Source organism: Streptomyces sp. NBC_01317, from assembly GCF_035961655.1.
Lineage (GTDB): Bacteria > Actinomycetota > Actinomycetes > Streptomycetales > Streptomycetaceae > Streptomyces.
Window position 1 is genome coordinate 6,760,736 of the sequence record NZ_CP108393.1, and the last position, 12,785, is coordinate 6,773,520.

Here is a 12,785-nt window from a genome sequence, read left to right on the forward strand (position 1 = left end):
GATCGGGGGCAGTCGATCAGCCCCGCCGCCCCTTCGCCTCCCCCTCTCGCTCCACCGGGAGCCACAGCTCGGCGTCCGCCTCCGTCCCGTCCGGGGACAGGCGGGTGCGCAGGATCTCCGGCCCGGGTCGGGTGCGGTACGGGTTCGAGGGGAACCACTCCGCGTACACGTCCCGCCACAGACGCTGGATCGCCTCCGGCACCGGCCCCGAGGCCGTGAACACCGCCCAGGTGCCGGCCGGGACGGCGAGGGCGGTGGTGCCCTCGGGCGCCGCCGCGGAGGTGATCACCCCGTGGTAGTAGTCGAGTTCGGTGCCCTCGGCGCGGCTGGGATCGAGGTCGTCGCAGACCGCGACGGTGCCCTGGGGTTCCTGGTCCGACAGTTTCTCCAGGCTCTCCCGCACGCCTGGGTCGATCCCGCGGACAAAATCGATGATGGCCTGGTTCGGTCCCACGTGCACCAGGGGGACCCGGGCCTTGAGGCCGACAACGGTGAAGTCCGGCCTGTCCACGACGCGATAGCGCATGCTGCTGCTTCCTTCGACGGTGAGGCGGAAGGTCAACCGGGGCTGGGAGACGAGCGCGGCACCGGTACGGCGCGCCTCGCCCGGACCGACGCCGTGCACGGCACGGAACGCCCGCGCGAACGCCTCGCCGGAGCCGTAGCCGTACCGCACCGCGATCTCCAGCAGCGAGTCACGCCCGCCGAGCACCTCGGCGCCCGCGACGGTGAGCCGCCGGCGCCGTACGTACTCCGACAGCGGCATGCCCGCGAGCGCGGAGAACATCCGGCGCAGGTGGTACTCCGAGGTGGCCGCGGTGCGCGCCAGCGCGGCGGCGTCGACGGCCCCGCCGAGGTCGCCCTCGATCTGCTCCATGGCCCGGTTCAGCCGCTCCAGCATGCCCGGCCCCCCTTCCTCTTGACGCCCACCACGCTAGGAGGCGCGCCCCCCGCCGTACCCGACATCCTGTGCCCGTTCCTGTCGGGTACGGGGTCGGCTGCCGCCGTCCGGCCCGCCCCTCTCCGGTGGCACCTCGACGGGACGGAGCACCGTCAAGGAGTCCTCCTGGCGGGCCACCATCGCGAAGGGGAACCTGTCGATCTCCAGGCAGAGACCGACGTCGTCCGGGTGGTAGCCGCTCCGCAGCCCACCGGCGAGGTCCGCCGCGGCGCGCGACGTCCTCGCACGGTGGAGGTACGGGGCCGCGTCGACGCCGACCCCATCCACGCACCGGCCGATGTATTCGGCGCAGGCCAGGTCCTCGTCGGCCCGGCCTCCCTCGCCGGTGACCACGAACGTCACAGGACCGGGATCCTCCCCGCGCAGGAACCGCGCGGTCGGGCCCGCCACCACGAAGCTCGCGCACAGGACCAGGGGCGCGCCGGCGACAGCCAACGCGCCCACGGTCCCCGCCGTCGTCTTCTGCACCAGCGTGCGTCCGGTGAAGTCGCGTGACCGCAGCAGGCCGGGTGAGTTCACCGCGTCGAAGCCGGCCGCCGGCGCTCCGTCCTTCAGCGCCAGCCAACCGGAGTGGCTCTCCTTCAAGGAGAGTGCCTCGCTCTCCGTCGAGGCCAGGACGATCCTCTCGACGCCACGCGCGAAGGCCCAGGCGGCCACGGTGAAGGCGCGCATGACGTCGATGACGACCGCGACGCGGGGAACACCGCTCAACTCCGGGATACCGACGAAGTGATGATCCATCGCGCCATTGTGACGCCCTTCGCGAGGGTGACGCCCTTCGCGGAGACGTCCGCCGGACATCCCGCCAGGGGCGGAAGATCGGCCGCTTCTCCCGCGGAGGGAGTTCAGCGGGGTGCCTTGAACATTTCGAGCAGCTTCAGCGGTGTGTCGCCGGTGTTCTCGGTGTCATGGCCCATGGCGAACGGGACTCGTTGCATAAAGCTGCGGGGGAACGTATAGTCATGCCATTGCCGAGGAGGGCTCTTCGATGGTGGCACAGACGGTACGCGTAGCGGTGGCCGGGGCGAGTGGGTACGCGGGTGGGGAGTTGCTGCGGCTGCTCCTCGGGCATCCCGGGGTCCGTATCGGCGCGCTGACCGGGAACTCCAACGCCGGGCAGACGCTCGGGGCGTTGCAACCGCACCTGCTGCCGCTGGCCGGCCGTGTGCTGGAGGCGACCTCCGCCGAGGTGCTCGCCGGGCACGACGTCGTGTTTCTCGCGCTGCCCCACGGGCAGTCCGCCGCCGTCGCCGAGCAGCTCGGCGACGAGGTCCTCGTCATCGACGTGGGCGCCGACTTCCGGCTCAAGAACGCCGCCGACTGGGAGAAGTTCTACGGCTCCCCCCACGCCGGCACCTGGCCCTACGGGCTCCCCGAACTGCCGGGCGCCCGCGCCGCGCTGGAGGGGTCCAAGCGTGTCGCGGTGCCCGGCTGCTATCCCACGGCCGTCTCCCTCGCGCTCTTCCCCGCGTACGGGGCCGGGCTCGCCGAGCCCGAGGCCGTGATCGTCGCCGCGTCCGGCACCTCCGGCGCCGGCAAGGCCGCCAAGCCGCACCTGCTCGGCTCCGAGGTCATGGGCTCCATGTCGCCGTACGGCGTCGGCGGCGGGCACCGGCACACCCCGGAGATCGTCCAGAACCTCAGCGCCGCCGCCGGCGAGCCCGTGACGGTCTCCTTCACCCCCACCCTCGCCCCCATGCCCCGCGGCATCCTCGCCACCTGCTCCGCCAGGGCCAGGCCCGGCACCACGGCCGAAGAGGTACGGGACGCGTACGAGAAGGCCTTCGCGGACGAGCCGTTCGTCCACCTGCTCCCGGAGGGGCGCTGGCCCGCCACCGCGTCCGTCCACGGTTCCAACGCCGTACAGATCCAGGTCACGTACGACGAACACGCGCACCGCATCATCGCGATCAGCGCCATCGACAACCTCACCAAGGGCACGGCCGGCGGCGCCCTCCAGAGCATGAACATCGCCCTCGGCCTCCCCGAGGACACCGGACTCTCCACGATCGGAGTGGCACCTTGAGCGTCACCGCAGCGCAGGGATTCACGGCGGCGGGCATCGCCGCCGGGATCAAGGAGAACGGCAACCCGGACCTGGCCCTCGTGGTCAACCACGGCCCCCGCCGCGCCGCCGCCGGTGTCTTCACCTCCAACCGCGTCAAGGCCGCGCCCGTCCTCTGGTCCGAACAGGTCGTCAAGGGCGGCGAGATCTCCGCCGTCGTCCTCAACTCCGGCGGCGCCAACGCCTGTACGGGTCTTCAGGGCTTCCAGGACACCCACGCCACCGCCGAGAAGGCTGCCGAGGTGCTGAGCGCGGCGGGCGGTACCGAGCACGGCGCCGGAGAGATCGCCGTCGCCTCCACCGGGCTCATCGGGCTGCTCCTGCCGATGGACAAGCTCCTGCCCGGCATCGAGAAGGCCGCCGCCGAACTCTCCCCGCACGGCGGCGAGAAGGCCGCCATCGCCATCAAGACCACCGACACCGTGCACAAGACCGCCGTCGCGGGCGGCGACGGCTGGACCGTCGGCGGCATGGCCAAGGGCGCGGGCATGCTCGCCCCCGGCCTCGCCACCATGCTCGTCGTCCTCACCACCGACGCCGACGTCGAGACCCCCGCCCTGGACACCGCGCTGCGCGCCGCGACCCGTACCACCTTCGACCGGGTCGACTCCGACGGCTGCATGTCCACCAACGACACCGTTCTCCTGCTGGCCTCCGGCGCCTCCGGGGTGACGCCCGCGTACGACGAGTTCGCCGAGGCGGTCCGTACGGTCTGCGCCGACCTCGCCCGGCAGCTCATCGGTGACGCCGAGGGCGCGTCCAAGGACATCAGGATCGAGGTCGTCAACGCCGCGAGCGAGGACGACGCCGTCGAGGTGGGCCGCTCCATCGCCCGCAACAACCTCCTCAAGTGCGCCCTCCACGGCGAGGACCCCAACTGGGGGCGGGTGCTGTCCGCCATCGGCACGACCGGCGCGGTCTTCGAGCCCGACCGGCTGAACGTCGCCATCAACGACGTCTGGGTCTGCAAGAACGGCTCCGTCGGCGAGGACCGCGACCAGGTCGACATGCGCTACCGCGAGGTGCGCATCACCGCCGACCTCGCCGCCGGCGCGGACTCCGCCGTCATCTGGGCCAACGACCTCACCGCCGAGTACGTCCACGAGAACAGCGCGTACAGCTCATGACCGACCTGACCGACCTCCCCGACCCGCCCGCCGTCCCCACCGCCCGCAAGCACACCGCCCTGCCCAAGGCGCAGATCCTCATCGAGGCGCTGCCCTGGCTCACCCGCCACCACGGCAAGACCGTCGTCATCAAGTTCGGCGGCAACGCCATGATCGACGAGGACCTCAAGGCCGCCTTCGCGCAGGACGTCGTCTTCCTGCGCCAGGCCGGCCTCAAGCCGGTCGTCGTGCACGGCGGCGGTCCCCAGATCAGCGCCCAGCTCGACCGGCACGGCCTGGTCAGCGAGTTCAAGGCCGGCCTGCGGGTCACCACCCCCGAAGCGATGGACGTCGTACGGATGGTCCTCGCCGGACAGGTCCAGCGCGAGCTCGTCGGCCTGCTCAACCAGCACGGCCCGCTCGCCGTCGGCATGACCGGCGAGGACGCCCACACCATCACGGCCGTCCAGCACCGCCCCCTGATCGACGGCGAGTTGATCGACATCGGCCGGGTCGGCGAGATCACCGCCATCGACACCGGCGCCATCGAGGCACTGCTCGGGGACGGCCGGATCCCGGTCATCTCCTCCATCGCCCGCAGCGCCGACGACGGCCACGTCTACAACGTCAACGCCGACACCGCCGCCGCGGCCCTCGCCGCCGCCCTCGGCGCCGAGACGCTGATGGTCCTCACCGACGTCGAGGGCCTGTACGAGGACTGGCCGAACAGCGACGACGTCATCAGCAGGCTCACCGCGAGCGAGCTGGAGAAGCTGCTGCCCGAGCTGTCCAGCGGCATGGTGCCCAAGATGGAGGGCTGCCTGCACGCCGTACGCAACGGAGTCACCACCGCCCGGGTCCTCGACGGGCGCGTCCAGCACTCGATCCTGCTGGAGATCTTCACGGACGAAGGCATCGGCACGATGGTCGTGCCCGACGCCCCGCAGGACCCGATCACACATGAAGCAGCGGCCGAAGGGGGAGCACGGTGAGTACGGTGACCGGCAACGAGGAGCTCGTACAGCGCTGGCAAGGCGTGATGGCGGACAACTACGGGACGCCACGGCTGTCCCTGGTCCGGGGCGAGGGCACCACCGTCTGGGACGCCGACGGCACGCCGTACACCGACTTCGTCGGCGGGATCGCGGTCAACGCGCTCGGCCACGCCCACCCGGCCGTCGTCGAGGCGGTCTCCCGCCAGATCGCGTCGCTGGGCCATGTCTCCAACCTCTTTGTCGCCGAGCCGCCCCTCGCGCTCGCCGAACGCCTGATCCAGCTCGCCGGCCGCCCCGGCCGGGTGTTCTTCTGCAACTCCGGCGGCGAGGCCAACGAGACCGCCTTCAAGATCGGCCGGCTGACGGGCCGTTCGCACATGGTCGCCACCACCGGCGGCTTCCACGGCCGGACGATGGGCTCGCTCGCCCTCACCGGACAGGAGCCGAAGCGGACCCCGTTCCTCCCGCTGCCCGGCGACGTCACCCACGTGCCCTTCGGTGACGTGGAGGCGCTGCGGGCCGCGGTCACCGAGGAGACCGCGTTGGTGATCATCGAGCCGATCCAGGGCGAGATCGGTGTGGTCGTCCCGCCCAAGGGCTACCTGGAGGCGGCCAGGGAGATCACCCGCGCCACCGGCACGCTGCTCGTCCTGGACGAGGTGCAGACGGGGATCGGCCGGACGGGCCACTGGTTCGAGCACCTCGCCCACCAGGGCGTCGAGCCCGACGTCGTCACCCTCGCCAAGGGCCTCGGCGGCGGGCTGCCGCTCGGCGCGGTCCTCGCGTTCGGCGAGGCCGCCGACCTGCTGCGGCCCGGCCACCACGGTACGACGTTCGGCGGCAACCCCGTCTCCTGCGCCGCCGGACTCGCCGTCCTCGACACGCTGGCCGCCGACGGCCTCCTCGACCAGGTGAAGCGGCTCGGCGAGCGGCTGCGCGACGGGATCGAGGGGCTGGGCCACCCGCTGGTCTCCCATGTCCGTGGCGCGGGCCTGCTCCTGGGTATCGTGCTCACCGGGCCGCTCGCACCGCAGGTGCAGCGGGCGGCCCAGGACGCCGGTCTCCTGGTGAACGCGCCCGCCCCCGACGTCGTACGACTGATGCCTCCACTGATCATCGGCGACGACGAGGTGGACAGGTTCCTCCAGCTCCTGCCCGGGGTCCTCGACACGGCTACGGGGACGGACGATCCGGGGAAATGAGACAACGATGACCGAGGCCCAGGAACCGGAGCAGGGCGGGCAGTCCGTGCCGCAGACACGGACGGCCCGGCACCGCCGGATCGTCGACATCCTGAACCGGCAGCCGGTGCGCTCCCAGAGCCAGCTGGCGAAACTGCTCGCGGACGACGGGCTGAACGTCACCCAGGCGACACTCTCGCGCGACCTGGACGAACTGGGCGCGGTGAAGATCCGCAACACCGGTGGTGAGCTGATCTACGCCGTGCCGAGCGAGGGCGGATACCGTACGCCCCACGCCCCGCTGGGCGAGTCGGCCAAGGAGGAGCGCATGCGGCGCCTCTCCGGCGAACTGCTCATCTCCGCCGAGGCGTCGGCGAACCTGGTGGTCCTGCGTACGCCGCCGGGCGCGGCGCAGTTCCTCGCGTCGGCCATCGACCAGGCCGAACTCAGCGATGTCCTGGGCACGATCGCGGGGGACGACACGCTGATGCTGATCAGCCGTGACCCGGCGGGCGGGCAGGCGCTGGCGGAACACCTGCTGAAGCTGGCGCAGAACGACCGCTGAGCGGGGCGGGCCTGACCGGGTGCGGGCTCCGGTGGGCTCTGAGGGGGTACGGGCGCCGGTCCCGTAGCGCGAATTCTTTGACGGTTCATGGTCACGTCATGGCGGGGATGATCATCCCGCCCGCCGGTCGAGCACCGTGGATGCCCTCGCCCACGCGCCCCCGACGCACCGGAGCCCCCCATGCGTACCCGATGGAAGTCCCTGGCCGGTGTCGCGGCCACCGCCGTACTGACGGTCACGGCCGCGGCGGCCCCCCGCCTTGCCGAGCACGAGCGGACCGGCACCACCGCCCCCGTGGCGTCCCACCGGTCGGCACCGGCCATCGAGCGGATCCACGCCTCGTACCTCGACCACAAGCCCGGCGCCCCGGTCATGGTGGTCGCCCATCGCGGCTACTGGCGGGGCGCGCCCGAGAACTCGCTCCGGGCCGTCGACCTGGCGGTCGGCAAGGGGGCCGAGGTGGTGGAGATCGACGTACAGCGCACCAGGGACGGCCAGTTGGTCCTCATGCACGACGACACGGTGAACCGCACCACCGACGGCACCGGCCGGGTGGCCGACCTGACGCTCGACCAGGTCAAAGCCCTCCGGCTGCGGGCCGGTCTCGGCGGCGCGCAGGCCGCGCTCACCGACGACCGGGTGCCGACGCTCGCCGAGGCGCTGGCGGCCGTCAAGGGCCGGGCGATGGTCAACCTCGACAAGGCCTGGGCCTTCCGGGACCAGGAATACGACCTCCTGGCCGGCCTGGGCATGCTCGACCACGCCATCTTCAAGAGCTCCGCCCCCGTTCCCGAGGTGCGGGCGTTCCTCGACAAGGACCCGCGCATCCTCTACAGCCACGTGGTGGACGACGCGAACGCGTCCAGCGTCGGCGCGTTCACCGGCCGGAAGCCGCAGTCGTACGAACTCATCTTCGACCGCCTCACCGACCCGCAGATCCAGCCCGCCGCGACCGCGAAGGCGGAGGCGCTGGGGCGCGTGTGGATCAACACCATGTGGTACGGCCTGGCCGCCGGCTACACCGACGAGGCGTCGCTCATCGACCCGGCGCGCGGCTGGGCCCCCGTGATCGACCGGCACGGCGCCTCGATGATCCAGACCGACGACCAGGAGCAGCTGCTGAACTGGCTGGACGCCCGTCGCCGCCACGCGCCGTGGCCCGTCGTCCCGGCCGGCGCGGTGCGGGTCCAGGCCGAGGACTACTCCTTCGGGGGCAAGGACGTCGGGTACCACGACACGGAGGACGACAACAAGGGCGGCGCGGCGCGCGGATACGAGGGGGTGGACCTCTGCGACCAGGCCGGCGCCCTGGTCATGTGCTGGATCCGCGCCGGGGAATGGGTCAGGTACGAGGTGACCGTGCCCAGGACCGACGACTACACGGTGTCGGCGCGGGTCTCCTCCCCCTACAGCCCCGCCGGAAAGTTCACGCTCAGCTTCGACGGACGCCCGGCCACCACCCCGTCGGACGTACGGAACACCACGTCGCACGACGCCTTCGAGCTCCAGGCAGTCGCGGGCAAGCAGCGTCTCACCCGGGGCACGCACGCGTTCGTCGTACGGATGGACGACGCGGCCTACCAGAACTTCAACATCGACTACTTCCAGTTCGACCGCGCCTGACGCGATCCGGGTCCGAACAGCCGTACCGCCAGCGGGTCCTCGCCCAGGAACGCCCTCAACTCCGCCCGGTCCGGGGCGGTCGCGGGGCCCCGGCGGGTCACCGCGTACGCCGCCGCCGCGTTCGCGCCCCGGGCCGCCGTCAGCGGGCCGAACCCCTGGGCCAGCAGCGCCAGGAACGCGCCGACGTGCGCGTCCCCCGCCCCGTTGCTGTCGACCGCGCGCACCGGAAAGCCCGGCACCCGCACCGGCTCCAACTCCGCTTCCGGCCCCGCACCCGCCGCCAGCCAGCAGCCGTCCTTGTCCACCCGTACGAGCACCCCGCCGCCCGGAGCCAGCCGCTCGCGCAGCGCGGACGCGGCGGCGCGGGGGTCGTCGAGCCCCGACATCAGCCGGGCCTCACGGGCGTTGGCGCTCAGCCAGTCGGTCCGGGCCAGCACCGGGGCGAGCACCGCCTCCGGGATGTCGGCGACCAGAGGGGCCGGGTCGAGGCAGACGACGATCTCCGGGGGCAGGAGCGCGGTGAAGCGGGCCAGCAGCGGGCCGTTCACCGGCATGACGAGCCCGTAGCCGGAGACCTGCACCAGATCGCCCGGCCGCAGCCGCTCCGTCACCGCCGCGACGTCGGCCTCCGTCATCTCCGCGTCCACGCCGAAACTGGTGACGAAGGTACGTTCGCCGCCCGCCTCGACCAGGGCCACGGTGAAGCCGGTGTCGCCGTCCGCGCGGGCCGGCAGCACCACCCCGATGTCCTCGGAGGCGAGCGCCTCGCGGACGAGATCACCGTACGGGCCGGTGCCGTGCAGCCCGGCGAACACGGATTCCGTACCGAGGCGGCGGGCCGCGACGAGCGTGTTGAAACCGCCGCCGGCCGTCAGCTCCGTACGCGTACCGATGACATCGCCGCCCCGCTCGGGCAGCGCGGGGATCTCGATCACGAGGTCGGCGACGACGTTCCCCGCGAGGACGACACGGGGGCCGACGGCCTCCCGGCCCCCGCCCGCGCTCAACGGCCCGCCCCCTGGCGTGCGCCCCGCAGGGCGAGCAGCCGTACGACCAGAGGCTCCAGGTCCAGGCCGTTGACCGTACGGAGCGTGGCGACCGCCTCGGCCGGGAGCGCCGCGAACCCCGCGACCGAACCCGCGACCGCGCCCGCGATCGCCCCGATCGTGTCGCTGTCCCCGCCCAGGTTGGCCGCGAGCAGGGCGGCCCGCCACGGGTCGCCGACCGCCACCGTCACCACCGCGAAGGCCGCCGGCACCGACTCCTGGCTGGCCACGCTCGTCCCGACGAGGGCCACGATCCGGTCCAGCGCCGCCGCGTCCGGCAGGTCCCGTACCAGCGCGCGGGCCCACTCGATCCGGGACGCGATGTCGGCCCCCGCGATCCAGTGCCCGCGCCCGGCGCCCGCCCGGGCCGCCCCGACCGCCGCCGCCACGGCCTCCTCCAGCGTCCCCCCGGCCACCCCCGTGCTCACCGCCGCGGCGACGGCCGCCGCGCCCGCGATGCCGACCGTCGTGTCATGGGTGACCTGGCAGGACTCCACGACACGGTCGAGGAAGTCCGCCGCCGGCGCGGCCGGGAAGGCGATCCCGACGGGCGTGACCCGCATCGCGGCGCCGTTCGTGGAGCCGTACCGCCCCGCCTCCTCCGGCGGCACCCCCCGCGCCACCGCGTCCAGCGCGGCCTGGGTGGACGGGCCGAGCAGGTCGGAGGAGCCCTTGGCCCGCATCTCCGCCTCCCAGGCCAGCAACTCCCGGGCGAATCGCAGCGGATCGATCCGCCCCCGGCCCTCGTCGATCAGCCGGCCGACGAGCACGGCCTGGTCGGTGTCGTCGGTGACCGTGCCCGCGGGCATGCCCGCGCTGACCGGGTTGTCGGGCCGGGCGGCCTCGAAGCCGGTGACGGTGCCGTAGACCCGTACGACCTCCTCCCGGGACATCATCTGCGTGGGCATGCCGAGGGCGTCGCCCAGGGCGAGCCCGTAGTACGCGCCCAGCGCGCGGTCCAGCTGACCGGTCACAAGAGGTCTCCTCGGCTCACGAAAGGCCTCCTTGGCCCGAGCGGACGCGCAGTTCGAAGCGGGCGGGGTCGAGCAGGCTGGTGATCTGTTCCACGACCGAACCGTCGGCGGCCCGGAAGACCTGGGCGAGGTGCAGGAACGACGTACCGGGGGAGCGGCGCAGGACCGCGGCCTCCGCCGCGTCGAGCGCGCGCACCGAGACCCGCCCGTCGCCGCTCCGCGGTATCCGGCCCGCCGCGACGAGCGCCCGGTTCAGCGAGCCGCCGTCGAGCCCCCGCTCCGGGAGTCCGGCGAGTGCGCCGACGGCGGGGACCCTGCTGCGTTCGAGCGAGACGCCCTGCCCGTCGGGGAGCCGCCGGACGCGGTCCAGGGCGACGAACGCGCTGGATTCCGTGCCCAGTTCACCGGCCAGCCGCTGGTCCGTCACGTCCTCGAAGAGGAGGATCTCCGTGGACAGCTCGGTGTCCTGGCCCGTCAGCGCGTAGGTCCAGCCGAGGGGGTTGTCGAGCGGTGTGCCGTCGAAGGTGACGAACGAGCCTATGCCCGCGTGCGTGGAGATCAGCCCTTCCTCGCCGAGGACCTGGAGCGCCTGGCGCAGGGTCGTACGGCTCACGGCGAACCGCTGGGTGAGCGCGTGCTCGCCGGGGAGCCTGCTGCCGTCGGAGTGGACCCCGGCACGGATCTCGTCGGCGAGGACGCGGGCGATGCGGTGATGTTTATGAACCTGTCCAGGCATGTATGAAGCTTAAGGGGGACGAGTCCTTCCGGTCCAGACTCGTCTCAGTAGCCCGTGAGCGCCGTCCCGCCCGCCCGCGTCCCCACCGCCAGATGCGGCTCCCGCCGCGGATCCGCCCAGGCCAGGACGCGGCGCATCGCGTCGGCCGGTACGGACACACAGCCGGCCGTCGCGCCCTTGCCGTTCACGTGCAGGAAGATCCCGGCGCCCCGGCCGCGGACCGGCCGCTCGTAGTTGTACCCGGTCACCAGGGCGTGGGCGTACTGCGCCGGGTAGTCGGCCAGCCGCTCCGACTCGCCCGCACGGCAGTCCTTCGGCAGCCCTTCGACCCAGCGGTTGTACGACCGCGACGCGTTGTCCTCGCACCACCACGAGCTCTTGGTCACGCGCCGGTAGGTGTACGACGTACCGGCGGGCGCCGCCGCGTTCCCGAAGGCGTACGGCAGGTCGAAGAGCCCGGTCGGGGTGGTCGAGGTGCCCTGCTCGCGGCGCGCCCCGTCGACCAGCCCGTTGGCCCCGAAGCGGGCGTCCGCGGAACCGGCAGCCACCCACCGCCCGCCGCGCAGGTCCCACCAGGTCAGCCGGCCGGTGGTGGACCGGAGGCCGGGCGCCTCCGCCGTGATCAGCTGGCTCCCGCCGCCGGTGTCCGTCATGCGCGCCGGCAGCGGGGGCAGCGGGGGCGCCGTCGCCCGCCCGGTGGGCGCGGGTCCGGCGCCCGTGGCGGCGGTGACGGCGAGCAGAGCGGCGGCGAGGGCCAGGAACCTCCGGCCGTACGGGGGGACGTTTCGCATGCTCAGGACGGTACGGGTCTCCCTCCCCGCAGGCCCCCCGGGAAGCCGCCGCCCTCACCCGTACGGGATCCCGGACCCCCGTACGGACGCTCAAGCGGTCCGCGCGGGCAGCGGCAACGGAAGCGCGGGCAGCCCGTCCAGGCTCACCCCCACGTGGTCCTTCTTCTCGCAGTACGCGGCGAACTCGTCGTCCGTCTTCCGCCCGAAGTGCTCCGCGTGCTGCGTGCGCTCCTCCCGGTAGTCCATGAACGGCACCGCGAAGCCGCACGCGTCACTGATCCGTACGGCGTGGACGACGATCACGGCCCGCGCCGAAGGGCCGTCCGCGCCCGCGAAGTGCGGGATGTACTCCGCCCAGCGCGGATCGTTCCGGAAGATCGCCTCGCCCCTGCCGTGCACCCGCAGCACCTTCGGCGGGCCGCTGAACGCACACCACATCAGCGTGATGCGGCCGTTCTCCCGTACGTGCGCGAGGGTCTCGGCGCCGCTGCCGCCGAAGTCGAGATAGGCGAGCGTCTCCTCGTCGAGCACGACGAGGCTGCCCGCGCGCCCCTTGGGGGAGAGGTTGACGTGTCCGTCGGCCGCCAGCGGAGCGGTGGCGGTGAAGAAGACGGGCTGGTCCTCGATGAAGGTACGAATCCGGCCGTCGATCCGTTCGTAGAGCTTTCCCATGCCACGATTGTCGCGCCCACGCCCGGCCGCGGGGAGGTGGCGCACGTACCCCACGGTCCTGAAAAGGCAC

The 12,785-nt window shown here is 72.8% G+C and carries 12 protein-coding genes and 1 pseudogene; 6 read left to right on the forward strand and 7 right to left on the reverse strand.

Annotated features, from left to right (window positions below; translation table 11 throughout):
- Positions 1-16 precede the first annotated feature (16 nt).
- Both OG349_RS29450 and OG349_RS29455 read right to left on the reverse strand, forming a co-directional pair.
- Positions 17-901 carry an AraC family transcriptional regulator gene (locus OG349_RS29450; protein ID WP_327237464.1) on the reverse strand — a complete coding sequence of 295 codons (885 nt, stop codon included), beginning with the start codon at positions 899-901 and terminating at the stop codon, positions 17-19.
- A gap of 33 nt (positions 902-934) precedes the next feature.
- The gene (locus tag OG349_RS29455; protein ID WP_327237465.1) at positions 935-1,702 is read right to left on the reverse strand and encodes a 2-phosphosulfolactate phosphatase; all 768 of its coding nucleotides are present in this window, start codon (positions 1,700-1,702) and stop codon (positions 935-937) included.
- A 247-nt stretch (positions 1,703-1,949) separates the two neighbouring features.
- Between OG349_RS29455 and argC the strand changes: the two genes are divergently transcribed.
- From argC to OG349_RS29485, 6 genes and pseudogenes are all read left to right on the forward strand, one after another.
- The gene (argC, locus tag OG349_RS29460) at positions 1,950-2,987 is read left to right on the forward strand and encodes an N-acetyl-gamma-glutamyl-phosphate reductase (protein WP_327237466.1); all 1,038 of its coding nucleotides are present in this window, start codon (positions 1,950-1,952) and stop codon (positions 2,985-2,987) included.
- Complete coding sequence (gene argJ, locus OG349_RS29465; RefSeq protein ID WP_327237467.1) at positions 2,984-4,153, forward strand: bifunctional glutamate N-acetyltransferase/amino-acid acetyltransferase ArgJ; 1,170 nt, start codon at positions 2,984-2,986, stop codon at positions 4,151-4,153. The genes argC and argJ overlap by 4 nt, the downstream gene beginning before the upstream one ends.
- Positions 4,150-5,124, forward strand: a complete 975-nt coding sequence (gene argB, locus OG349_RS29470) for an acetylglutamate kinase (protein WP_327237468.1) — start codon at positions 4,150-4,152, stop codon at positions 5,122-5,124. The genes argJ and argB overlap by 4 nt, the downstream gene beginning before the upstream one ends.
- Before the next feature lie 47 nt (positions 5,125-5,171).
- Positions 5,172-6,340: pseudogene (locus tag OG349_RS29475) on the forward strand (acetylornithine transaminase).
- Positions 6,337-6,873, forward strand: coding sequence for an arginine repressor (locus tag OG349_RS29480; RefSeq protein WP_161307278.1), 537 nt, complete (start codon positions 6,337-6,339; stop codon positions 6,871-6,873). The pseudogene OG349_RS29475 and the gene OG349_RS29480 overlap by 4 nt, the downstream one beginning before the upstream one ends.
- Before the next feature lie 180 nt (positions 6,874-7,053).
- Positions 7,054-8,496, forward strand: coding sequence for a glycerophosphodiester phosphodiesterase family protein (locus OG349_RS29485; protein WP_327237469.1), 1,443 nt, complete (start codon positions 7,054-7,056; stop codon positions 8,494-8,496).
- On the opposite strand, the gene OG349_RS29490 is transcribed toward OG349_RS29485, so the two are convergent.
- From OG349_RS29490 to OG349_RS29510, 5 genes are all read right to left on the reverse strand, one after another.
- A complete protein-coding gene (locus OG349_RS29490; protein WP_327237470.1) occupies positions 8,472-9,503 on the reverse strand; it encodes a PfkB family carbohydrate kinase in 1,032 nt (343 codons plus the stop codon). The genes OG349_RS29485 and OG349_RS29490 overlap by 25 nt on opposite strands.
- The gene (locus OG349_RS29495; protein ID WP_327237471.1) at positions 9,500-10,516 is read right to left on the reverse strand and encodes an ADP-ribosylglycohydrolase family protein; all 1,017 of its coding nucleotides are present in this window, start codon (positions 10,514-10,516) and stop codon (positions 9,500-9,502) included. The genes OG349_RS29490 and OG349_RS29495 overlap by 4 nt, the downstream gene beginning before the upstream one ends.
- A 16-nt stretch (positions 10,517-10,532) precedes the next feature.
- Positions 10,533-11,252 (reverse strand): GntR family transcriptional regulator, encoded by a 720-nt coding sequence (locus tag OG349_RS29500; protein WP_327237472.1) that lies wholly within the window; start codon positions 11,250-11,252, stop codon positions 10,533-10,535.
- 44 nt (positions 11,253-11,296) lie between these two features.
- Positions 11,297-12,043, reverse strand: a complete 747-nt coding sequence (locus tag OG349_RS29505; protein WP_327237473.1) for a L,D-transpeptidase family protein — start codon at positions 12,041-12,043, stop codon at positions 11,297-11,299.
- 90 nt (positions 12,044-12,133) lie between these two features.
- A complete protein-coding gene (locus OG349_RS29510) occupies positions 12,134-12,715 on the reverse strand; it encodes a pyridoxamine 5'-phosphate oxidase family protein (RefSeq protein ID WP_327237474.1) in 582 nt (193 codons plus the stop codon).
- Positions 12,716-12,785: the final 70 nt, after the last annotated feature.